At 42.6% G+C, this 22,889-nt stretch carries 21 protein-coding genes; 16 read left to right on the top strand and 5 right to left on the bottom strand.

The annotated features are described in order from the left end of the window. On the top strand, window positions 1–924 hold the full coding sequence (locus BACINT_RS18545) for a YihY/virulence factor BrkB family protein (protein WP_007665886.1): 924 nt from the start codon (window positions 1–3) through the stop codon (window positions 922–924). Between the two features lie 238 nt (window positions 925–1,162). Here BACINT_RS18545 and BACINT_RS18540 read toward each other — a convergent pair whose 3' ends face one another. Further along, window positions 1,163–1,678, bottom strand: coding sequence for an outer membrane protein (locus BACINT_RS18540; protein WP_007665883.1), 516 nt, complete (start codon window positions 1,676–1,678; stop codon window positions 1,163–1,165). 683 nt (window positions 1,679–2,361) lie between these two features. Here BACINT_RS18540 and BACINT_RS18535 point away from each other — a divergent pair. After that, complete coding sequence (locus BACINT_RS18535; RefSeq protein ID WP_007665880.1) at window positions 2,362–2,712, top strand: YtxH domain-containing protein; 351 nt, start codon at window positions 2,362–2,364, stop codon at window positions 2,710–2,712. Between the two features lie 63 nt (window positions 2,713–2,775). After that, complete coding sequence (locus tag BACINT_RS18530; RefSeq protein WP_007665878.1) at window positions 2,776–2,982, top strand: hypothetical protein; 207 nt, start codon at window positions 2,776–2,778, stop codon at window positions 2,980–2,982. Between the two features lie 246 nt (window positions 2,983–3,228). Here the strand turns inward: BACINT_RS18530 and BACINT_RS18525 are convergent, their stop codons facing one another. Further along, on the bottom strand, window positions 3,229–4,452 hold the full coding sequence (locus BACINT_RS18525; RefSeq protein ID WP_007665876.1) for an NAD(P)/FAD-dependent oxidoreductase: 1,224 nt from the start codon (window positions 4,450–4,452) through the stop codon (window positions 3,229–3,231). Between the two features lie 120 nt (window positions 4,453–4,572). Continuing rightward, window positions 4,573–5,715, bottom strand: coding sequence for an OmpA family protein (locus BACINT_RS18520; protein WP_007665871.1), 1,143 nt, complete (start codon window positions 5,713–5,715; stop codon window positions 4,573–4,575). Between the two features lie 402 nt (window positions 5,716–6,117). Here BACINT_RS18520 and BACINT_RS18515 point away from each other — a divergent pair, with 402 nt between their 5' ends. Further along, window positions 6,118–7,152, top strand: coding sequence for a hypothetical protein (locus BACINT_RS18515; protein WP_007665869.1), 1,035 nt, complete (start codon window positions 6,118–6,120; stop codon window positions 7,150–7,152). A 365-nt stretch (window positions 7,153–7,517) separates the two neighbouring features. On the opposite strand, the gene BACINT_RS24660 is transcribed toward BACINT_RS18515, so the two are convergent. Together BACINT_RS24660 and BACINT_RS24655 are read right to left on the bottom strand one after the other, a co-directional pair. Beyond that, on the bottom strand, window positions 7,518–7,850 hold the full coding sequence (locus BACINT_RS24660; RefSeq protein WP_232288792.1) for a hypothetical protein: 333 nt from the start codon (window positions 7,848–7,850) through the stop codon (window positions 7,518–7,520). A gap of 14 nt (window positions 7,851–7,864) precedes the next feature. Further along, a complete protein-coding gene (locus BACINT_RS24655) occupies window positions 7,865–8,053 on the bottom strand; it encodes a hypothetical protein (protein WP_007665865.1) in 189 nt (62 codons plus the stop codon). Window positions 8,054–8,317: 264 nt separating this feature from the next. Between BACINT_RS24655 and BACINT_RS18500 the strand changes: the two genes are divergently transcribed. The 12 genes from BACINT_RS18500 (at window position 8,318) to BACINT_RS18455 (ending at window position 22,888) form a co-directional block, all read left to right on the top strand. Continuing rightward, window positions 8,318–8,806 carry an HU family DNA-binding protein gene (locus tag BACINT_RS18500; protein WP_007665864.1) on the top strand — a complete coding sequence of 163 codons (489 nt, stop codon included), beginning with the start codon at window positions 8,318–8,320 and terminating at the stop codon, window positions 8,804–8,806. Between the two features lie 63 nt (window positions 8,807–8,869). Next, window positions 8,870–8,962: a smalltalk protein gene (locus tag BACINT_RS24250; protein ID WP_021967149.1), complete on the top strand. Its 93-nt coding sequence runs from the start codon at window positions 8,870–8,872 to the stop codon at window positions 8,960–8,962. 241 nt (window positions 8,963–9,203) lie between these two features. Then, window positions 9,204–9,386, top strand: coding sequence for a type II toxin-antitoxin system HicA family toxin (locus BACINT_RS23900; protein ID WP_021967148.1), 183 nt, complete (start codon window positions 9,204–9,206; stop codon window positions 9,384–9,386). Between the two features lie 79 nt (window positions 9,387–9,465). Beyond that, the gene (locus tag BACINT_RS18495) at window positions 9,466–9,873 is read left to right on the top strand and encodes a hypothetical protein (RefSeq protein WP_007665862.1); all 408 of its coding nucleotides are present in this window, start codon (window positions 9,466–9,468) and stop codon (window positions 9,871–9,873) included. Window positions 9,874–10,097: 224 nt separating this feature from the next. Further along, on the top strand, window positions 10,098–11,330 hold the full coding sequence (locus BACINT_RS18490; RefSeq protein ID WP_007665860.1) for a Cof-type HAD-IIB family hydrolase: 1,233 nt from the start codon (window positions 10,098–10,100) through the stop codon (window positions 11,328–11,330). Next, entirely contained in the window at window positions 11,327–13,378 is a 2,052-nt protein-coding gene (locus BACINT_RS18485) for a DUF3352 domain-containing protein (protein ID WP_007665858.1), read from the top strand. Before BACINT_RS18490 ends, BACINT_RS18485 begins: the two co-directional genes overlap by 4 nt. Window positions 13,379–13,392: 14 nt before the next feature. Continuing rightward, window positions 13,393–14,442 carry an alcohol dehydrogenase gene (locus BACINT_RS18480; protein ID WP_007665856.1) on the top strand — a complete coding sequence of 350 codons (1,050 nt, stop codon included), beginning with the start codon at window positions 13,393–13,395 and terminating at the stop codon, window positions 14,440–14,442. A 141-nt stretch (window positions 14,443–14,583) separates the two neighbouring features. After that, window positions 14,584–15,387, top strand: coding sequence for a TrmH family RNA methyltransferase (locus tag BACINT_RS18475; protein ID WP_007665846.1), 804 nt, complete (start codon window positions 14,584–14,586; stop codon window positions 15,385–15,387). Between the two features lie 705 nt (window positions 15,388–16,092). Then, window positions 16,093–17,481 (top strand): ATP-binding protein, encoded by a 1,389-nt coding sequence (locus BACINT_RS18470; protein ID WP_007665838.1) that lies wholly within the window; start codon window positions 16,093–16,095, stop codon window positions 17,479–17,481. 26 nt (window positions 17,482–17,507) lie between these two features. Beyond that, window positions 17,508–18,707, top strand: a complete 1,200-nt coding sequence (locus BACINT_RS18465) for a hypothetical protein (protein ID WP_007665837.1) — start codon at window positions 17,508–17,510, stop codon at window positions 18,705–18,707. Further along, window positions 18,697–19,254, top strand: a complete 558-nt coding sequence (locus tag BACINT_RS18460; RefSeq protein WP_007665836.1) for a condensin complex protein MksE — start codon at window positions 18,697–18,699, stop codon at window positions 19,252–19,254. Before BACINT_RS18465 ends, BACINT_RS18460 begins: the two co-directional genes overlap by 11 nt. Continuing rightward, complete coding sequence (locus BACINT_RS18455; RefSeq protein WP_044155361.1) at window positions 19,238–22,888, top strand: ATP-binding protein; 3,651 nt, start codon at window positions 19,238–19,240, stop codon at window positions 22,886–22,888. The genes BACINT_RS18460 and BACINT_RS18455 overlap by 17 nt, the downstream gene beginning before the upstream one ends. Window position 22,889 lies beyond the last annotated feature (1 nt).

Raw genomic sequence — 22,889 nt, 5'->3', positions numbered from 1 at the left:
ATGACGGAACAATTCATAGGAAAGAAAAAGTTAAGCCTATCCTTATTAATCAAGATTGTAAAGGATACCGGACAAGGGTTTATTGATGATAGTGTCACTAGATTAAGCGGATCGTTAGCTTATGCGACACTATTTTCAATTATCCCCTTTCTTTCTCTTTTAGTTACTATTGGGGTAGCTTTGCATATGGATTTGGCTAATCAGTTGTATATTCAGTTGGAACCGATAGTGGGAGCGGAGGTAATTGGGGCACTTCGCTTAATTATAGAACATGCAGAAAGAACGGACTCTTCCGCATCTGCAGCTATTGTTAGCCTGGGAATTTCTATATTTGGTGCTACTACCATTTTTGCAGAAATACAAAGTTCCTTAAATTCGATTTGGGGAATAAAGGCCGTGCCAAAGAAGAGTTGGCTGAAATATATTCAGAATCGGTTACTTTCATTCTCGATAATTTTAGTATTTGCTTTCGTGCTTCTGATAACATTTAGTATAACCAATATTATTGGAGACTTGAGCAATAAGTTTATGGCCAGCTATCCGGAAGTGGCAGGGTTTATTGTGAAAGTTGTGGGACAAGTATTAAACATAGGTGTTACAGTTATTATTTTTGTATTGATTTTTAAGGTTCTGCCTGATGCAAAAATAAAAAGTAAGGATGTTTTTATTGGAGCTGTAGTGACAACGCTATTATTGTTGGTAGGGCAATGGGGAATATCCTTTTACATCGGAATTGCGAATGTAGGAACTATCTATGGTGCAGCGGCATTCATGGTTGTTTTTATTACATGGATTTATTATTCTGCCATTATTGTCTACGCAGGTGCAGAGTTCACTAAAGCATGGGCTAATGAAATGGGAAGCAAAATTTTCCCGGATGAATATGCGGTAGCAACGAAAATGGTTGAAGTACGTGAGGCTTGACAACTGGAGGCCCTTGTTTTGCATTCCGGTCAATAATAGTAATATTAGTACTGGGGGATATCATAAACGACTTAAAGAATATCATGTCATACAAAGTATACCCCCGTAAAAGTAATCATCTAAATAATATCGTGGTTAAGAATTTCTTTTTGGGGTAAAAGAGAAAGAGCCCAATGCAATATCGGACTCTTTCTCAAATGAGTAAACAATTTACTGTCAAACTTTTTGGGGTAGTTCATTAGAATCTGTACCCATATCCCAGCATGATAGCTACATTGTCATCCTTGGCAAACATAAACCTAGCCTCGGCATTCAGATAACTACGTTCGGAGATAGGTAGTGTAATACCCCCTCCCAGATTAAAGGCGAATTTGGTGGAGTTGCTTCGGTCTATTTCTATTTCTTTACCGTCTACTTCCATACTCTTTTTCCCATAGAAATTATTTTGCATGCCGATGCCTGCAAGAGGGTATACGGAAAATCCCTGACCGTCTTTCTTGAAATTGAATACATAATGGAAATTCACGCTCACATCCAATCCGGTAATCTTGTCTTTAGGAAAATAGAAAGTTACATCCGGAGCAATCCGGAGATTATTCGCTATCGCGTAACGTCCTTGTACTCCCAAACCGAACCTCTCATAGTTCGTTTGATAACCGATGTTGCCCATCAAAGAGCCTTCACCTTTAACTGTTTGGGCATTTATGCCCACAGATGCCAATGCAATCATGGCCAGCAAGAATAATTTTTTCATAATTAAGGCATTTAGTTAATAAAATATTTATTTAAAAGAAGAATGATCTCCTTTTAATGGAAATAACAAACGTTTGCTTACATTTGTTTGCTATATATTGTTACATATACAAAGATTTTTGATGTTAAGATACGAGCGCTTTTCTCAATTTTTTTATAAAGCAAAAAATGATGTTAATTCCGTTTTTATGCCCCGAACCATTTTTTTTAATGCTGTGTTTTTAGTATATGGCAGGGATTAAAGTTGGTTACATTTGAATTGCCAGTTTGTAGAGAAAGGAGCAAGTGGTATATTACATTGTCGTAACTGACTGAACCTGCATTGTTACGAAAGGATAAAATATCAGGATTGTTTCATTATTAAAATCTACAGCCATGAAAAGTCTAAGTTTTGATTTGCGGATCAGGCTAATAGCCAGTTCTGTCATCGGGGCAATCGTTTATTTCTTTTCAAGTTCCCGCAGGTAGGTAAAGTGATAATAAAATAAAGGATCGCAGGATATGCCTTTATATTGGAAATAAGCGGATGATATATCTATCTATATATTTACATGTAAATTTCAGAACTGAGTGTGTTACTTTAAAAAATAGTTTATGTATTTTTTATGGTACATTATTATCGGGACTTATAACAGAAAGAAAATTGAACTTTAATTATTTTAATCGTTTAAAACCAACTTAATTATGGAAAATAGAAATTCTAGTTTATGGATCGGCCTGGGAATAGGTACGGTCATCGGTACTCTGGCTTATCGTTTCTCACGTACTTCAAAAGCCAAGAAATTGAAGGAAAAAGTATTTAACGCTTTTCATAAGATAACCGGTCAGACGGAAGACCTGTTAGATGAAGCTAAGGAAAAAGTGGCGGATACCGGAAAAGTTGTAGTGGATAAGGCAGTCGATAAAGTTCAAGATGGCGCTGATGCTGTAAAGGACGCATTGAAAGGTGCGAAGAAAGATGTCAAACAAGGAGCTGAAAAGGCCAAGACAGAAATAAAGGAAGGGTATGAAGATGTAAAAAAAAGAAGCAAGTGAAAACTTAATTGATTTTTTTATATATCATTCTGTTAGTAGTAATATCTTATATAAAGAAGAATTATGATTGGATTTGTAATATGGATTATAGGATTGGTCTTAACTATCAAAGCTGCTCTAGAGATATGGCGTATTCATGCGCCGGCGGAAAGAAGGTTAATAGCCATTATCCTGGTAGTTTTGACCAGTTGGGTAGGATTGTTGTTCTATTACTTTTATGGTAAGCCTCGTATGGCACAGTGGCTGGGCACCGGTCTTGAAAGGTATTGATGGTCACATAGCTGTTTATGCTGAATAGATAGGAATATCCCAAAATAAAAATGTGTTGGTTGATAGAAGTGACCGATTTATTTTTTGTTTTGGGATGTTTGTATAGGAGTATACAAAGGTAATGTCAAAAGTATATGAGACTTGTCATTATGATAATATTTTAGGCACGGATTACGCGGGGTAAATTAAAACCGTGAAATCCGCACCTAAAAGATGCACTAGGAGAGAGGTGTTTTCTTGTCTGTCTTACCAATATTTTTCGATTCTATCATAGCCGAAAACGTGACTACGTTCATCTTTGATATCTTGCAGCTTATGACAAATTATTTGCGCTCCGATCATGCTGAAAGTGATTCCGTTTCCGCCATATCCCAGATCGAAAAATATTCGTTCCTTGCCGGGCCAATTGCCGATGAAAGGTAGTCCGTCTTTGGTGCTACTGAAGGTACCGCACCATGCCATTTCTGTTTTGAAAGGGATATCGGGGAATAGTTTTCTGACTTTTCTCTCCAAAATACGGATTTTCTTTCTGAGTAGTGAGTCACGGTGCTCTGGATCGCTGAACTTTTCATCCTCACCACCTACAATAATACGGTTTCCGTCGGTGGTACGGATATAAAGATATGGATCGGCTGTTTCCCAGATCAGGCAATGTTCCGGCCAGAGATATTCGGGGGCTACCGGATGTGATATGAGTGCATAAGTAGAAGTCAAATCCATAATTTTCTGGGGAAGGAATTGTCCGGCCTCAAATCCGGTGGCTACGATTACATATCCGCACTTAATTTTATTTCCTTTGTCTGTTATCATGATACAGCCATCAGATGTTTCAGTGCACTTCTTTATGTTGGTATGGGTAAAGACCTTCAGACCGTTCTCCTTCATATGATAGGTGAGCAGTCCGGTTGCAGCTCTGTAGGCATCCATCTGTGCGGATGTTTCATTCACCAGGGCATTGCCGGGCACTTTCACCTTATATCGTTTTCTGATTTCTTGTTTCTTGAGCAGATTGACCGGCAATTCATGCTTTTGCCGTATTTCGTATTCTTGTTCCAGAAGTTTGTTGTCTGCCGAGCTGCTGGCATAAAAGATGCTGGACAATTGCTCAAATCCGGCATCGACACCTGTTTCCTTTAGTACTTTCTTTATATCAGAAATGGATTGCAGGCATGCATGATAGGCGGTTGCTGCATTTTCTTCGCTGATGATTTTTGCCATCCGGCAGAGGGGTACGTCTATTTCATATTGTAGTAAAGCGGTACTTGCAGCAGAGCTTCCGGTTGCGATGCTGCGTTTGTCAATCACGCAACATTCTATTCCGGCACGACACAATTCGTGTGCCATCAAAGCGCCTGTTATACCCGAACCTACGATGACGATATCTGTTGACAGATCATCCTCCAAAGGGTGGAAATAGTCCAATAGGGAATTTCTGACGATCCAATAGGGTAAACCTGAATGTAAGTCCATAATATATTTTGTTAATTCCCCCTTACTTTCTTCTTGCTGAGAAACAAGAAGGAAGTGAGGGGGCGGTGAGATATAGGAAAGCAGTTTTATTGGAATTTGCTTTCCGTTTACGGTAATAGGTTATCTGCTCTCTTCGATAGTACAGATGCTGACACGGTTCCAGTCCGGTTCGGAGAACATATCACCGATTCCTTGTCCTTCGGCGGTAATGCGGGTGTCGTTAATCTTGTATTTTTTTACAAGTATAGACTTCACAGCTTGAGCACGTGCTTTTGCCAGTTTCTCATTGAAAGCGAGGTTACCTTCGGGAGAGGCATATCCTTTGATGACGACTTTAGCTTCGGGATGTTTTTTCATGTAAATGGCTACACGTTCCACATTAGGCAGTTGGGAAGCATCAACCACGGACTTTCCTTGTCTGAAGGTGATGATGGATTCTGGAATGCGGTTGGTTTTTACCACGGTTTCTATGTTGGCAGCTTGGGTTCTGCAATCTGCCAATTCCTTTTGTAAGTTGTTGGCCTGTTGTACGGCATTGCTCAGTTGCATGTCCTTGTCGTTCAGTTGTGATCGCAGACGGTTGACTGCATCATTTAGCTCGCCTACTTCTACTGGGTCGTAAGGCTTCACTGTTGTGAAATGATGTGAGCCGTTGCTGCACATGAAATGGTAGGTCAGTCCGGCAGTCAGTTCAAAAGTGGCATTGTTGGCGTTGAAACGGCTTTTAGTTTTGCTGAAGTCTCCTTGCATATCATATACGATAGCTGGTTTGATACCGAGTGTCCATGCTTTTTCCTCACCTAGGTTGAAGTTCAAGTTTAGACCAAGGCGTGTAGACCAGGAATTTGTATCACCGGGGCCATTCTGATAGTAATGTAGCCAGCCGATACCTGTCAGAGTCTCGATTTCAAAAATGCGTGGTTCGCCCATATAACCTCCAAAGAGATTCATCAGGTTGACTTTACCGAGTAAGCTCACTTCGGAAGCATCAAATGCAGTTTTGCTGGCTGAGGTATTTACATATCCCATACCTTGAATACCTAGACCGAATATAGGAGTAAGTTGTTTTCCGATTCCGAATCCGAAGGCCGGTCGGGCATTTTTTAAGAAGGAGCTGTGAGTCAAAGGGGTTACAGCACCAGCTTTCAGTTCAATAGACCAGTTGTCACCAGGGCGTGTGCCTTCAAGGGCCGTACGGTCATTTTGCGCATGCACGGTAAGAATACTCATGCTTAGTGCTAAAACAAAGATAGATTTTTTCATAATTAAATAAATTAATAGTAATACAATAAATATGTCATACACGTTGTACTGTCTGTTGTGTAGTTATGACTGTGCATAATCTAATGAATTACTTTGTCATAACCTTTGTTTAAAAAACAGCCCGTTAAAAAGGATGGTTCGAAAAATAGAAATGTATTTAACATCTATTTAAGAAGTCGGATGGTGCCAGAAGCCTGTATTGGCAGTGAAAGTACATCATAGATATATAAGGTGCAAATTCTTGGATTTATATATAACGGCATCAAATACAACTTTATATATACATGCGTTTTTTAACACAAATGTCTGTTTAAATGACAAATATTTATCAAACAAATATTCTTTCAATACTGTTTTTTTATAGAGATACAAATCATAGTATTAATTAAAAACCTGACAATTATGAAAAAATTAAGTTTCGCAGAACTGAAGGGCAGAGTGTCCTGGGGCAGTGTTTTTGGCGGTGTCATGACTGTATTGGCAATATCCGTGTTGTTGTCTATTCTAAATTCAAGTATCGGATTGTTTATGTTTGATCCTTTGTCTGGACATCCGGCTTCAGGCATAGGTACTGCTGTAGGGATTGGTTCCGCCGTCATTCTGATTACTGGCATGGCTGCAGGTGGTTTTGTTGCTGGAAAACTGGCCGGTATGGATGGAATGATACATGGATTTTTAGTTTGGGCTACCACACTGATTGTTGCCGTCGTATTAGGTGTTTTTTTGGCAGCTGGTGCGGTAAAAATGACTGCAAATGCACTTGGGGCTGTTTCATCAGTTACGGGCAGTGTCTTGTCCGGAACAGGTAACGCTGTCGGAAGTGGTATTTCTGCATTGTCTGAAGAAGCGGAAGAAGTATTTGGAAAGATTGATTTCAATGCAACTCTGAAAGAAGAAAACATACCACAGAATATACGTGCTGCACTTGTCAAGAGCAATGTGAAAGAATTACACCCGGACTATCTCAAGAAGCAATTGGAGGAGGTAGAAGATGACTTAAGCAAATCCGTCAAGACAATTGTTGCTTCTCCTCAGGATACGGACGAGGCGGTTAATGATTTTTTGGAACGTTTGAAACAACGTGCGGAAAATCTTAGCCAAAATATAGACCGGAATGATTTGGCTAAGGCTATAGCTAACAATACTAATATGTCTAAGGCGGAAGCGGATAAGACAGTCGAACAGTATATGAATCTGATAGATAATGCACGTATAGAAGCAGGAAAACAGATGGACAACTTGGAAGTAAATTTGCAGAAAGCCGTACAAGAATGGAAAGAGATCAAACATAAAGCGCTGGTGGCTGCTGATAAAGCAACGGACGCAGCCGCGCGGTCTGCCCTGATTTCATTCTTCGCTATTTTGTTCGGGGCTGTATTGTGTTGCGCCACTGGTGCTTATGGTAGCAGAAAAACACAGGAAAGAGTCGATATCTGATAATTGGAAAGAATTAGGCAGAATATCTCTTATAGTCTTATCTGAATTATCCCTATGTGTCTTGGCTAGACTACTCCTTAAAAAAAATCCCGGTATGTCTTGTACATCGTTCCAGCTAGGAAAACCGGAAAGATTAGAACTGAGGAGGAATGAACTGGTCAAGGCACTGGGGGTAGGTTAGTGGGATTTTTATTATCCATCAATCTTCTGGCAAATTTATTAAATTTGCTTGGGCTTACATTGTAATATTTCTTAAGTACTTCACGGAAGTATTTTGCACCAATGGTACTTCATGGAGAGTACATGGAATTTCCGGTGTGTTGCGTTAAAGAAACGCCTTGATGAGTAAATACCGTTTTTTGAAATCACCACACTAACATCTTCCGTCTATAATCCATGGACAGCCAATATTGATGTTTTAATATATCCGACAAGAAAGAATGCTCAATCAATACCTTTATCATCTGATTTTCTTTTGCAAATGCATCTAATTCTCGTTTTACAACCCGCTCTGGAAGTCCAATACGGCAACCGAATTCTTCGAAATCGGTTCTACTCACTTGATACTTATCCAAAAGTTTCATGCCTTTGCGGAACGAATCTTTGTCAAGGGCAAAAATGCGGGGCTCTACTAAATGTAAGGAAATGTTTATCAAATTGTAAGCTGGCGAAAGACGATATTCCTCATTTCTATCAATCAGCGAAAAATTCTTTAGATGAGCATCGCCATTGGGAGTGATAAAGTCAAAATGGCGAGTAATGTAAGTTGCTTCATCATTCTTGAAAAAACAAAGCGCAAATATAAACTCTCCGTATCTATCACTATAGCAAATTGGGGTTGTACACCCGACAGAGAGATACGTCCCACATTACGAATAGCCTCTTTTGTCGTCCTCGTCATTTTATACTCCGAATTCTCCGGATATACTACTGTGTTTTCTTCCTTTTTTTGTGGGTAAATTTACGATATGGTGTATATGGGTAAATGATGATTCATTCCTGCAAGGTGTGTAGCCTGTTATACGAGAAAAATATAAGTATGAAAATGTCATAGTAAGTGTTCATTTGAGCTTTATAGAAGTTACCGCATCTTTTATCTTTGCAACGTTAACGTTAGCAAAGAGATTTTGAACATGATTTATTTAATTTAAAAAGAGGAAAAACTATGAGTATTTTGTACAAGAAGGTTTGGCGATTCCTGAATCCGCTGGACAAGAAGTCGATAAAGAAGGTATATCCGGTAATCACCTATAAGTATGGTGTGGCGATGGATCTGAAGCAGATTGCGAAAAAGATCAGCCGACTTTCCGGTGTGAGTGAAGGTGTGGTGAACTCTGTGTTGAAAGATTTCCGCACGGAGTTGAAAGAAGAACTGCTTCTGGGGCGGTCGGTAAACATTGACGGACTGGGATATTTTTATCTTGCCGCCCATAGCAAGGGCACAGAAACGGTGGAGGCGTTTACGGCGAATGATATCACAGGTTTGCGCGTTTGCTTTCGTGCCAATAAGGAAATCCGTATTACGGCTAGTGGAAGTACACGTTCCGAAGGACTTAGCCTCAAAGATGTGGACCGCATCAATGATGAACTTCCGACTGAAGAAGGCGGTTCGTCGTCAGGTGACGGAGGAATAGAAGAAAATCCACTGGGATAGGGTTTAAAGTCAAAGGCGTTGGAAATTAATAATTAAAGAATTAAAAATTAAACAAGTGTATTTATGAAGAAGTCTGTTTGGAAGAAAATCCTGAAAGTGGTGATGGCTATTGTTTCGGCCGCACTGGGAGCACTGGGAGGCGGTGCGATGAAATGATGACGAGGAGGTAAAGGCCGAGTTAAACTAAGAGAAAGGGGAGTGTCGGAATTCAGGCACTTCCCTTTACTTTTACGGGACTTTCCTTGCTACAGAGAAGCGGTGAGCCTCTTTTCTTTTGTAGATTACTAACTTGTATCTGGAAGCCTTATCTCTGTTAAAGTAGCGAAATTGTTACTCTTTTATTTGGCATAAAGTAACAAATATGTTACTTTTGTAGCGTCTAAAAGTTCTTTGAGATATGAAAACATCAGAACTGAAAAGGGTGCTAAGTGCAAACGGCTGTTATTTTGTCAGTCATGGAGGTAGGCACGACCAGTGGTTTTCACCTATAACAGGTAAAACCTTTGTAGTTCCACGACATGATAGCCAAGAAATACCCAAAGGCACAGAAAAAAGTATCAGGAAGAAAGCAGGGGTATAATCCCCCTGCACTTCCTTATATTCTGTATTCTAATATCAATAAGAACTTTTAGTTTTAACCCAAATAAAAAGCAAAGGATATGAAAGTAACGGCTATTGTAGAAAAAGGCAGTGACGGGCTTTATTCCATCTATTCAGAGCAGGAAATAAATAATCATAGCTTTGGTGGGTATGGCGAAAGCGTTGAAGCTGCAAAGGCTGATTTTATGCTAAGTATAGATGAGGCTAAAGAAATGGTAAAAGAAGAAACAGGCACATTACCAAATGAATTTACCGATTTACAGGTAACTTTCAAATTTGATATAGCCTCTTTCTTTAATTACTTTGATTGGATTAATGTTAGTAAGTTTGCCCAGTATGCAGGTATCAATGAAAGCAAAATGAGGCAATATAAAAGCGGTGTAGCCTTTGCGGGAGAAAGAACCACTAACAAAATATTAACAGCTATAAAGAAAATGGGGACTGAATTAAGTTCAGCCTCACTATAATCAAAGACTTTTAGACAAAGCTTTGCCCGTGTAGGATTATTCTTGCACGGGTTTTCTTTTGAAGGAAAATATTTAATACCTACACTCTTTAGATACCTGAGCAATTATACTAAAGTCCCCCTATGTAAATAATAAATAAAAATGCACGAGAAAAACCCCGTCACTTATTGTGTTTTCTCTCGAATAACTTTACCTTTGTTTCATTAACTCAAAACCGGTAAGTCATGAAATACAAATTATTAGTTCTTGATGTGGACGGAACCCTGCTCGATAGTGAAAAGAAAATCAGTAAGCGCACGCTGGCCGCCTTGTTGAAGGTGCAACAGATGGGCGTGCGTATCGTGTTGGCTTCCGGCAGACCGACGTATGGCCTGATGCCTATTGCCAAAACTCTGGAACTGGGCAATTACGGAGGCTTCATCCTCTCCTACAATGGCGGGCAAATTATCAATGCGCAAAGTGGCGAACTACTCTTTGAGCGTAGGATAAACCCCGAAATGCTGCCCTATCTTGAAAAGAAATCCCGTAAGAACGGGTTTGCTATTTTTACGTATCACGAAGATACCATTATCACCGACTCGCCTGAAAACGAGCACATACGCCGCGAAGCCGAGCTGAATGGCTTGAAGATAATTGCCGAAACCGAATTCTCGATAGCGGTGGACTTTGCCCCTTGCAAGTGCATGCTGGTAAGCGATGACGAAGAAGCCCTCGTGGGACTGGAAGACCACTGGCGCCGGAGGTTGAACGGAGCGCTGGATGTATTTCGTTCGGAACCTTATTTCCTAGAAGTGGTGCCCTGCTCCATTGATAAATCCAATACGCTGGGCGCCTTGCTTGAGAAGTTAGGTATCAACTCTGAAGAAGTCATCGCCATCGGCGACGGAGTTTGCGATGTCTCCATGATACAATCCGCCGGACTGGGTATCGCTATGGGAAACGCACAAGACTCGGTGAAGGTCTGTGCCGACCGCATCACCGCCTCCAACGATGAAGACGGCGTGGCCGAAGCCGTGGAGAAAGCGATACTTGCCGAAATCCGCCCCGCCGACGTGCCCCTGGAGCAACTCAACCAGCGTGCCCGCCATGCATTGATGGGAAATCTGGGCATACAATACACTTACGCCTCCGAAGATAGGGTAGAGGCCACCATGCCCGTGGACGAACGTACGCGCCAACCTTTCGGCATCCTGCACGGAGGTGCCAGCCTAGCATTGGCCGAAACCGTGGCCGGACTGGGTTCCATGATACTTTGCAAGCCGGACGAAATAGTGGTCGGCATGCAGGTCAGCGGAAACCATATCTCCTCCGCCCATGAGGGGGATACGGTAAGGGCTGTTGCAACTATCGTGCATAAAGGCCGCTCCTCGCATGTGTGGAATGTGGATGTGTTTACTTCCACGGCCAAGCTGGTGTCTTCGGTGCGTGTAGTCAATAGCATACTGAAAAAGGGATGATCGAAAATGAATTGGACAACGGGCCACAAGAACTACCCGTTGAATCCGTTAAGAAGAACAATACCCGGACCCTCGTAAAAAGAACACTTGCGATTGCCGGTTTAGCCTTGGTTGTATATTTTTTGTACTCCATTGTTCACCTGTTTGTTTCGCCCGACCGCAACATTCAGCAAATCTACCTGGTGCCCGAAGACGCGGCATTTATCATCCAGTCCTCGGCGCCCATCGACGATTGGGCAAAGTTCAGCGGAAGCGCAACCTGGCAATGCCTGAAGCGGGCGAAAGCCTTCGAGGACGTCACCCGGAATGTGGAAACGCTCGACACTGTGGTCCGAAGCAATAAAATGTTGTTATCGCTTGTGGGCAAACGGGATATGCTCATCTCGATCCATAAGGTCCGTGCCCGCGATTGGGATTTCCTGATTGTGCTGGACATGCAAAAGGCCTCCAAGATGGACTTGTTGAAGGATCAGCTTGAAACGGTGCTCACCATGGCGGGCAGTTCCGTAACCAACCGGATGCACAACGGGATTAACATCCTCGAAATGCGCGATCCGGATACACGCGATATTTTTTATTGCGCCTTCGTGGACAACCATTTCGTAGGTTCCTATACCTCCAAACTTGTAGAATCGGCCATCGACTCACGCAACAAGCCCAAAATCGGTCTCGATCATTCTTTTATCGAAGCCGAAAAACTGGTGTCCGGCAAAGGACTTGTCCGCGTTTTTATCAATTATGCACGCCTGCCCCAATTCCTGAATATTTATCTGGGAACCGGGAACGAGTACATCGATATGTTCAGCAATTCCATGGATTTTGCCGGACTCTATTTCAATACCGACCACAAACGGATGGAGGTGAAAGGATATACCTTGCGGAAAGACACCGTCGATCCGTACATCATGGCCTTGCTGAACTCGGGTAAGCACCGGATGAAAGCACACGAAATCCTGTCCAGCCGGACGGCACTCTATACCAACATCGGTTTCAGCAATCCGGTGACTTTTGTAAAGGAACTGGAGAATGCACTCGCGGTCCACGATCCGCAATGGTGCGAATCTTATAGGAGTTCCCGGAAGAAGATTGAAAGCCTGTTCGACATCTCTCTGGAAGAAAACTTCCTGAGCTGGATGTCGGGAGAATTTGCCATCACCCAATCCGAACCGGGGCTGTTGGGGCACGATCCGGAACTGATTCTGGCCATCGGCACCAAAAGCATCAAGGACGCCCGTAAGAATATGGAGTTTATAGAAAAAAAGCTCAGGCGGCGCACCCCGCTCCGGATAAAGACGGTTGATTATAAGGGATTTGAAATCAACTATGTGGAAATGAAAGGCTTCTTTCGTTTGTTCTTTGGAGGGCTGTTCGACAAGTTCGAAAAACCCTATTACACGTACGTGGACGATTATGTGGTGTTTAGCAACAAAGCCTCGTCTCTGCTCTCATTTATAGAAGATTACGATCAGAAGAACCTGTTGAAGGATAATCCGGGCTTTAAAAATGCCTTCTCGTACCTGAATTCGAGTTCTACCGTTTTCTTATATACGGATGTGCATAAGTTTTATTACCAGTTGAAGCCTATGATGAATGCCGTTACGTGGGGAGAGATACAATCGGACAAGGACATTGTCTACTCATTTCCCTATTGGACCATGCAGATTACGGGAGACGGCCAGTCCGCCTCGTTGCAATGCGTGATGGACTATAAACTTTATCAACCGGAAGAAGAGGCCGTAGCGGTGGTAGTGGACGATGAAGCCGACGAAGTAATGAACGAAGATGCCGAAACGGAGAAGGAGCAAATGAGTGAGTTGCAACGTTTCTATGTTGAGAAATTTGAGGGCAACGTCTTGCGGGAGTTTTATCCCGAAGGAGCGCTGAAGAGTGAAGCGGAAGTGAAGGATGGAAAGCGCCACGGACGCTATCGCGAATATTATGAGAACGGCAAACTGAAACTCCGCGGAAAATACGGAGATAACATACCCAAGGGCACATGGAAGTACTATACGGAGGAGGGAGAGTTTGAACGGAAAGAGAAGTATTAAAAAAGAGAAAAACAATGCTTGCATATACCTATATTGAACACGGAAAATTTGAACTTATAGAAAAACCGAAACCCGGGTTGAAAGACCCCCGAGACGCCATTGTCCGCGTGACGCTCGGTAGCATCTGCACCAGCGATTTGCACATCAAGCACGGTAGCGTGCCGCGTGCCTTGCCCGGAACCACGGTGGGGCACGAAATGGTAGGCATCGTGGAGCAAGTGGGCGCGGACGTCACTTCCATCAGGCCCGGCGACAGGGTTACGGTGAACGTAGAAACCTTTTGTGGAGAATGCTTCTTTTGCCGACACGGATATGTGAACAATTGCACCGATGCCAATGGTGGTTGGGCACTGGGTTGCCGCATCGACGGAGGTCAGGCCGAGTACGTCCGCGTGCCTTATGCCGACCAGGGACTGAACCGTATTCCGGATGCGGTGAGCGACGAACAAGCGCTCTTTGTGGGCGACGTGCTTGCCACGGGCTTTTGGGCGGCTCGCATATCGGAGATTACCGAAAAGGATACGGTGCTCATCATCGGCGCCGGCCCTACCGGAATCTGCACCCTGCTTTGCGTGATGCTCAAGCACCCCCGCCGCATCATTGTTTGCGAGAAATCTCCTGAAAGAATACGCCTTGTGCGTAAACATTATCCGGACGTACAGGTGGTGGAACCGGAGGATTGCCGGGAGATTGTGTTGCGGAGTAGCGATCATGGCGGAGCCGACGTCGTGCTCGAAGTGGCAGGAACCGACGACACCTTCCGTCTGGCGTGGGAGTGTGCACGCCCCAATGCCATCGTCACCGTGGTGGCCCTCTACGATCATCCCCAGGTGCTTCCCTTGCCCGATATGTACGGAAAAAACCTGATCTTCAAGACCGGTGGCGTGGACGGGTGCGATTGCGCCGAGATACTTCGCCTGATCGAAGAAGGCAAGATAGACACCACGCCGCTTATCACACACCGCTTCCCGTTGAATGAGATTGAGGAGGCTTACCGGATTTATGAAAATAAACTGGACGGGGTGATGAAAGTTGCGGTGTCTGAAAGAGAAAGAAAGGAATAAGAGAGTGATAGGGTGGTAAAAGTGGTAAAGGTGATAGGGCGATAAAGTAGCTGCGCTATATATCACAGAGCGTTATCCCACTATCACCTTACCACTTTTACCACGCTTTGTTCATAACCATATTAAAAAGAATACAGCCTTATGCCCATTATTGAAATATCCTCCTTGTCGCACCCCGGAATCGAGGTGTTCTCCACCCTCACCGAGGCCCAGTTGCGCAACCGCATCGAGCCCGATAAAGGCCTGTTCATAGCCGAAAGCCCGAAAGTGATCCGTGTAGCATTGGATGCCGGATATGAACCTCTGGCCCTCTTGTGCGAGCAAAAACATATCACCGGTGATGCCGCCGACATCATCAGTCGTTGCGGCGACGTGCCCGTCTATACGGGCGGGCGGGAGTTGCTCGCTACGCTGACGGGCTATGTCCTGACGCGCGGAGTGTTGTGTGCCATGCGTCGCCCCGCGCCCCGCACGGTGGAAGACACATGTCGGGATGCCCGGCGCATCGTCGTCATCGACGGTGTGGTGGACACTACGAATATTGGTGCCATTTTTCGTTCGGCGGCCGCTCTCGGGATGGATGCCGTGTTGCTGACGCGTAACTCTTGCGATCCGTTGAACCGTCGTGCGGTCAGGGTGTCCATGGGTTCGGTTTTTTTGGTTCCCTGGACGTGGCTGGACGGCACTCTCAGTGATCTGGCCCGCCACGGCTTCCGCACCGCCGCCATGGCACTTACGGACAATTCTATCTCCATTGCCGATCCTGTCTTGACGTCCGAACCCCGGCTAGCCATTGTGATGGGAACGGAGGGAGAGGGGCTTCCACCCGATACGATTGCCGCGGCGGACTATGTAGTCCGTATCCCGATGGCGCATGGGGTCGATTCGCTCAATGTGGCGGTGGCGGCGGCCGTGGCGTTTTGGCAACTTAGGATTATGGATTAAAACTATTTTTGTTTTAATTTCGATATGGATAATCTTCAGATGTATAAAGAATTACTTGCGGATAAATATTTCTAAGGAAGGAATTCCATGTGGCTGTTGGATGTGTAGAGAGGAAGAGTATGACCGTAAGGAATATAAAAGAGAAACTTGGTGCATTATCAAAGAATGAGCCAATAGATTAAAATACCATTCCTCGCTCTTTCTATAAGCGTGAAATGGTATTTTGTTATTCAGTGCGTAATGTTGAGAATTCTTGTTTTTTAATTGATAATTTATTACAGATTACTTACCGATGCAGCATATTTACATCACTGATTATCAGTGACTATTCATTTTAATCGGTACAACCTCTGTTTTTACAAATACACAGAATGTAGGGACAAATGCAAACCGTTGTATTTCATTGCTTTGCATATACGTGTTGTACCGCCTCTTTTCAGCCCTTTTGTGGAATGCCCGCTATCAGATACAAGGTATTGAGTGATAGGGCATTTCCGCAGGTATGTTACAGAACGCTTGTTGTATGCAAAGGTAGTGGTTTTCTTGGAATTTCTGTGGGTTGCAGCAGATTTTTGCACGAAAAAATGTGATTGGCTTGAAAAAATGTATCTATATGTGACTTATTCGTTTGAAAAAGTGTGCTAACTTGAATGTTATTCACTGGAAAAAGTGTAACTTTGCGTATGGAAAGAATATGATTGCGCTATGCTCAAAAGGAAAATAGAAACATATTTAGCTAAATGGAAAGAGTCCAAGGACAGAAAGCCCCTTGTGATAAAAGGTATCCGCCAATGTGGAAAGACATACATTGTCCAGAAGTTCGCAAGAGAGAATTATGAGAGTGTAGTCTATATGAACTTCATACTTGAACCGGATAAGAAGTCCGCTTTTACGGGTAATATAGATGTCGATACCATTATTCTCAACCTATCTGCTTTGATACAAGGTAGTCGTTTCATTGAGGGGAAAACTTGTATTATCCTTGATGAGATTCAGGAGTGCAAGGAAGCAAGGACTGCCTTGAAGTCATTCCATATAGACGGACGTTTCGATGTTATTGCTACGGGTTCTCTTTTGGGAGTGAAAGGCTACGGCAAAAGCAGAAAGAAAAACGAAGAGGAAGGACAAGATTCGGTTCCAGTCGGATATGAAACCGTGATAGATATGTATCCGTTGGACTTTGAGGAATTTCTATGGGCAAATGGAATCGGTAAGGCGGTCATTGATTCTGTCAAATTATGCTTTGAGAGCGAAAAGGTTGTTCCCGATGGAATTCACAAGGCAATGATGGAGTTGCTGTATAGATATGTCGTTGTCGGAGGTCTGCCGGAGGTGGTGAACTGTTTCCTTGAAACCAAGAATATCGAACTTATCTATAAGGCGCAACGCAATCTTATTGCCGAATACGAAGAGGATATGGTTAAATATGCGGATGATGCGGACAAGCCTAACATTCGTGAATGTTTTGAATCTATTCCGAAACAATTAGCCAAAGAGAACAAGAAATTTCAATATTCCATCGTCAAGAAAGGTGGAAGGGCTTCGCAATACATCGGTAGCATCCAATGGTTGGAGGATGCCGGGATAGTCCGTAGATGCTATAACACGCAGATTACAGAACTGCCTTTAGAAGGCAATTCCGTCAAAGAGTGTTTCAAGGTATATACCACTGACATAGGTGTTTTAATGGCAATGCTCGATTATGGAACACAGGCAGATATTTTGAAGGGTAATCTTCTTGGATACAAGGGGGCTATTTTTGAGAATCTGATGGCTGATTTCTTATGCAAGTCCGGGCAAAAACTATACTACTTCCATAAGGATAGCGGGCTTGAACTGGACTTCTTGGTGAGATTCAAAGGAGAATGCGTTATTCTTGAAGTCAAGGCAAAGTCGGGAAAGGCAAAAAGTATGACTACGGTTCTGAAGAACAAGGATGTGTATCATGTCAAGAATGCAATCAAGTTAGGACAATATAATGTAGGACGTGAGGGGGATATACTCACCATTCCGCTTTATATGGGATTCCTTGTTGAAGATAAGCTTACGGATGTTATCATTCCCGATGTTGATTTGAGTTTATTGACAGTTTGATGGCATTAATTATAGAATTTTGAAATATGGATATTCTGACACATTTCAGAAGCATAGAAGAACTGACCAAAACACTCTCGCGTGAGCAAGGTTTGCTGAGTGAGATGTTTGAGAAACGTAAACTAATAAAGTTTCCGTTGGGACTTGCTATAGATCTTGTCGGAGGGAATGAAACCAGATTGAGAAAGTTGGTTGACTATGGCGTATTGGTGGAGACAGGCAATACGCTTGAAATTGAAAGTGACTATCTGAACTTCTTCGAGGAGGTGCTGAATGTAAACGAGGAGATTAGCGTATTGAGTGTGCAGGAATGTATCAACACTTTAAAAGAACATATTGGATATTTTCTGCAAGAGACTAATGTCAATCGCAAAGCCGGATATCAAGACAATGTACGGCAACTTTTAAAGAAGACTGGATTCAGAACGTTGAAGAATGTGGTGGATTTGAAACGTAACATGGATAATGCTTATAAGCAGGAACCCAACTATATTATCAAGAAGAAGAAACTACAGAATCTGGATGAGAAGAGCCATAGCATCCGTGTCATGATCCGTGAATGTGAAAAGTTGATGGACAACGAGCATGCTTTCTTCATTATGGCCAATGATCCGCACATGGCCAAGACCTGTAGCGATGTGAAACATGATTTTGTGGAAGCTTATCACGCACTCATGGAGATTGACCGACAGATTATTTCCTACATCAACCAGATAGACCAGCAGAATCAACTTTATAAAAAGATACGAAAGTTGAAATATCTGCAAGATCAGTTACTTATTAAGACGGATACGAACCTTATGCAGGTATTGGAAGAGAGAAGTCCTCTTTGGACGGAATCCCGCCAATACAACAAGACACGTTTGTCTTTGGAGATGCTACGGGAAAATGAGCAGGTCGTAAAGTTATTGAGACGAATGGCTGAACGCAATGGAATACAGAAAACAACAAGAGCAGAAGCCGAACCTTTGACAGAGGAAGATTTACAAGAGCATATCCAACAACTGGAGGAGGTGGATTCCACGGAAGTATGGAATGCGTTCTTAGCCTCAAGCTATGATCTGTTTAAGTTCATTTTGAGGTATGACTATAAAGTAAAATGTACGATGGAAGACCTAGTAACTCTCTTTTGCCAATTGGTTATCTTACATTCTGACGAATGCAGGATGACAGGAGAATATGCAATTTATCAAGACATCGAATATCCCATAATTTATGCGAAATAATACTCAAAGAATATACGAACGGTTGAGCCGAGGAGAGTTTCTTTCGGTGGACAGCACAGATACCTCCATCCGCCATTTGTATGAAGATATCGAGGAGAATATGGAGGATTATACTGATTACTTCAAGGAAATTGGTCTGCAATTGGAATGCGGCAATGGTTTCTTCTATTTTTCGCGAAAAGGAGAAAGTAAGCAAACCATAGAACAGAAATTGGAAAGCTTTTCAAAATGGCTTGACTATCTGGACTTTTTGAAATGCTATAACCAATCATTTACAGCCGGATATCAGTTCCGTAAAAGTCATTTGATAGAACAGATTAGTCTGGATATAGAACTAAAAGAAAAGGCTAATCATCTATTCAAGAAGTACGGTGCAGGGTCTAATATTGAGATTGTAAACAAACTGCTTCAAGAGATGCAGAATATGGGTTTTGCCGAGTGTATTAGCGAACAAGACGAGACTTATAAGATTACTTCGGCATTTCGCTATGTTGAAGAATTAGTGGAAATCATTCAAATAGTTAATGAAGATGAAGTACCTGAATAAGATTATTTTTATTAATAGTGCTAATATCCCTTATGCTGAGATTTCCGTGGATGGCAATGTACATTTTACAGGAACACAAGGTGTGGGCAAAAGTACTGTGTTGAGGGCATTGCTGTTTTTCTATAATGCCGACAAACACCGTTTAGGTATTCAACAGGGACAGAAGTCGTTTGATGAATTCTATTTTCGCCAGTCAAATTCGTATATACTTTATGAGGTGATGCGTGATAATGGCGCATATACCATATTGGTCAGCAGATACCAAGGACGTGCTTCATGGCGATTTATAGATGCACCCTATCAACGTGAATGGTTCATTACCGAAGACAAGCAGGTGTTGAGTGATTGGGTGAAGATTCGTGAACGTATAGACAAGAATGTAGGGGTTTCTGCAAGAATAGAATCCGGTGTGATGTTCAAAGATATTATCTTCGGCAATACACATGACCATAAATACGCACGTTATTCTTTAGTTCAGAGTTCGCATTATCAGAATATCCCGCGAAGCATTCAAAACGTATTTCTGAATACCAAACTGGATGCAGACTTTGTAAAGAACACGATCATACAATCCATGACAGATGAAGATTTGCCCATTGATTTACAAACCTACAGACGACTTGTTTCAAACTTTGAACGAGAGTATGATGAAATTGATTGCTGGTTCCGTCAAACACGTGACGGCAATTATCCGGTGCGCCAACAGGCATTGAATATTGCCGAACAAGGTCGCAAAATTGTCGCGCTCGACCAACAATTGTCGGATGTATGGCATATGATGAATCATGCGGTAGCATATAGCGAGCAACGGATACCACTATTGGAAGTGGAAGCGGAAGAAGTTAAAACGGCCATAGAAAAGGAACATAGTCGTAAGAAAGAACTTACAACTGACTATGATAAAGAAAAAGACTCGCTCAATCAAGAACTTGGCGCCAAGAAAAGCAAACTGAAAGAAATAGCACAGGCAAGGAAGGATTTCGATGCTCTTGGCATTGAAGACAAACTCTCTCTTTCCGACCGGGAGTCTGCGATCAAGCAAGAAGCGATTAATAAACAAACTCTATTGGATGATTTATTGAAAACGCATGCTTCAATAGAGGAAAAGTACAACATTGCAAAGGCTAAACTGGAGAATGCGCGTCAAGCATTCGAAAATGTTCAAAAAGAGGCATATTATCAAAAACAAGCCATACTCCAGATAGAGCGTAAGAGACTAGAAGAAGACCGTTCCAAGAATAGAAATCAGATTATGGAAGCGTTCGACAATTGGCGACATGAGTCTGATGAGCGTTTACAAGTCTTGTTGGCCGAACAAAACAGGGCTGATAGTGCGTTGAAGGAACTCCGTCATTGGCATCCTATGGCCGATGAAATAAAGCAAACGGATGAACAACTTCAACAGCTGAATTTGAAAGAGAAAGAGAATACCGCACAACAGATAGCGGTAAAAAGCCAGATAACACAGATTATCGCCGAGTATGAGATGAAAGAGGCTGAAATAAAACATGCCTCACAACGTGAGCAGGAACGGCTTGAAGCCGACCGGACACAAATCAGGGAACAAATTGCAAAGATTAATAATTTGCTTACCCATTTAGACGGCTCTTTTTATAAATGGCTTTGCGAGAATACGGAAGGCTGGGAAAACACGATAGGCAAAGTGATTGACGAAGAACGGGTCCTATACGCACAAGGGCTTGAACCTCAGTTTTGTGTTGCATCTGACAACTTGTTCGGGATAAGGTTGAACCTAGACAATATAGCCTCCGTGCATCGTACGCCTGACGAGTATAGATTGGAGAAAAAGAACTTGGAAGAGCAAGTGAAGCAAATAAACCGCCAGCTCATGCAATCGCCTATTACCCTTGAGGAAGAGATATCGAAACTCGGAAAAAAATATGCGACACAACTCAATCCGCTTCGGCAGAATGTAACTTTGTTAAAGGTGGAAGAAGAACAAATACCTGTCAAACGACAAAATCTGCAAAACCATCGGCATAAGCTGGAGATGGAAGAACTGGAACAGATTGCTCAAGAAAAAGAGATCCGTGAACGTTCCTTCAACGAAGCTCTGCTAAACGTGCAATCGGAGAAGGATGTCCGTGAGAAAAATGAAGCAAGGAATAAAAAAGAACTTAAAAACCTTGACTCCTCATTCGGTAAAACCTCAAAAGCACTTGATGAGGAACTGCGCATTTTTAACGAATCACAAAATGCGGAAGCGACCGTGCGTTATAAGGAGTTTGCCGTACAGAAGAAGCAACTCGATGAACAACAGAAAGCAGAACTTGCAGGCAAAGGTGTTGATATGGATTTGCTTGAACAATATCGTAAAGCTTTGAAGGATTTGCAGACATTGTTGGCGAGGATTGAAGAGGAACGTTCTATTGTTATCAGGTATCGCGACGCTGAACAAAACCTTTTTGCCAAGGAGCCGGAAATCAGAAAAACGATTAAGACTATCGAGCAACGACTCTCTATGATACGCCAGCGTTATGAGGATAAACGAACACGCATCGAGAAAAAATGCAGAGAAATGGAAGAGCGTCAGCATATAGTCCTCAAGGAGCTGGCGCACAGAAAAGAGGGGTTGAACTTTTATCATCAAATGGTCGAGAACGAACATTTGGTACCCGACACTTATCTCTCTGATGACAAGACAATGGAGACACATTTGGATTGTCAGCAACTCCTGAGCCAACTTAGAGGTACTGTCAATCAAAAACGCGAGTCAATCGACAAACTTAAAGATATAGTGGTTAGTTTCAATCGCAACTTCAAGCCTCAAAATACTTTCCGTTTCAACACGATGCCTGTGACGGACAATGATTATCTGCAAATTGCCGTTGATTTGCAGGAGTTCATGGACAATAACAAAATCGATGAGTTCCGCCGACGTACCAGCGAGCATTATAAAGACATTTTGGGACGTATCTCAACCGAAATTGGTTCGCTGATGAAACGTAGATCGGATGTGGACGGAGTGATACTTGACATCAATCGTGATTTTGTAGAAAAGAACTTTGCTGGAGTCATCAAGAGCATTGAGCTAAGAGCGAATGAATCCTCAGACAAGCTCATGCAACTGCTTATATCCATTCATGATTATACCGTAGAAAATGCGCTCTCTATCGGTGAACTTAATCTTTTCTCAAGCAATAATCGGGATGAAGTGAACCTCAAGGTCGTGGATTATCTGAAGAGTTTATCTCATCAGTTGCAGAACGAACCGAATCGTTCATCTGTATCATTGAGTGACGCATTCCGCTTACAATTTCGAGTAAAGGAAAACGATAACGACACGAACTGGGTCGAGCGTATTAATAATGTAGGGTCAGATGGTACGGACATTCTTGTGAAGGCAATGGTCAATATCATGCTCATCAACGTCTTTAAGAAAAAGGCAGCCCGAAAGAGTGGTGATTTCATTGTACATTGCATGATGGATGAGATAGGACGCTTGCATCCTAACAATATCAAAGGTATTCTCCAATTTGCCAATTTACGCAATATCTATCTCATCAATAGTTCCCCCACATCCTATAATCCTTACGACTATCGTTATACCTATCTTCTGAGTAAGTATGGAGTGAAGACGAGAGTGGAAAAATTATTGAAACGAATAAAATAGT

The sequence above is a fragment of the Bacteroides intestinalis DSM 17393 genome (genome assembly GCF_000172175.1).
Classification (GTDB): Bacteria; Bacteroidota; Bacteroidia; order Bacteroidales; family Bacteroidaceae; genus Bacteroides; species Bacteroides intestinalis.
This window is presented reverse-complemented; position numbering and strand designations above follow the sequence as displayed.

Coding starts and splice junctions, on each gene's coding strand:
- BACINT_RS24655 (WP_007665865.1), bottom strand. CDS start 8,053: ATGACGAGGACGACAAAAGAGGCTATTCGTAATGTGGGACGTATCTCT.
- BACINT_RS18500 (WP_007665864.1), top strand. CDS start 8,318: ATGAGTATTTTGTACAAGAAGGTTTGGCGATTCCTGAATCCGCTGGAC.
- BACINT_RS18455 (WP_044155361.1), top strand. CDS start 19,238: ATGAAGTACCTGAATAAGATTATTTTTATTAATAGTGCTAATATCCCT.
- BACINT_RS18535 (WP_007665880.1), top strand. CDS start 2,362: ATGGAAAATAGAAATTCTAGTTTATGGATCGGCCTGGGAATAGGTACG.
- BACINT_RS18530 (WP_007665878.1), top strand. CDS start 2,776: ATGATTGGATTTGTAATATGGATTATAGGATTGGTCTTAACTATCAAA.
- BACINT_RS18485 (WP_007665858.1), top strand. CDS start 11,327: ATGATCGAAAATGAATTGGACAACGGGCCACAAGAACTACCCGTTGAA.
- BACINT_RS18520 (WP_007665871.1), bottom strand. CDS start 5,715: ATGAAAAAATCTATCTTTGTTTTAGCACTAAGCATGAGTATTCTTACC.
- BACINT_RS18540 (WP_007665883.1), bottom strand. CDS start 1,678: ATGAAAAAATTATTCTTGCTGGCCATGATTGCATTGGCATCTGTGGGC.
- BACINT_RS18460 (WP_007665836.1), top strand. CDS start 18,697: ATGCGAAATAATACTCAAAGAATATACGAACGGTTGAGCCGAGGAGAG.
- BACINT_RS18545 (WP_007665886.1), top strand. CDS start 1: ATGACGGAACAATTCATAGGAAAGAAAAAGTTAAGCCTATCCTTATTA.
- BACINT_RS18515 (WP_007665869.1), top strand. CDS start 6,118: ATGAAAAAATTAAGTTTCGCAGAACTGAAGGGCAGAGTGTCCTGGGGC.
- BACINT_RS18470 (WP_007665838.1), top strand. CDS start 16,093: ATGCTCAAAAGGAAAATAGAAACATATTTAGCTAAATGGAAAGAGTCC.
- BACINT_RS18490 (WP_007665860.1), top strand. CDS start 10,098: ATGAAATACAAATTATTAGTTCTTGATGTGGACGGAACCCTGCTCGAT.
- BACINT_RS18465 (WP_007665837.1), top strand. CDS start 17,508: ATGGATATTCTGACACATTTCAGAAGCATAGAAGAACTGACCAAAACA.
- BACINT_RS18495 (WP_007665862.1), top strand. CDS start 9,466: ATGAAAGTAACGGCTATTGTAGAAAAAGGCAGTGACGGGCTTTATTCC.
- BACINT_RS24250 (WP_021967149.1), top strand. CDS start 8,870: ATGAAGAAGTCTGTTTGGAAGAAAATCCTGAAAGTGGTGATGGCTATT.
- BACINT_RS18525 (WP_007665876.1), bottom strand. CDS start 4,452: ATGGACTTACATTCAGGTTTACCCTATTGGATCGTCAGAAATTCCCTA.
- BACINT_RS23900 (WP_021967148.1), top strand. CDS start 9,204: ATGAAAACATCAGAACTGAAAAGGGTGCTAAGTGCAAACGGCTGTTAT.
- BACINT_RS18480 (WP_007665856.1), top strand. CDS start 13,393: ATGCTTGCATATACCTATATTGAACACGGAAAATTTGAACTTATAGAA.
- BACINT_RS18475 (WP_007665846.1), top strand. CDS start 14,584: ATGCCCATTATTGAAATATCCTCCTTGTCGCACCCCGGAATCGAGGTG.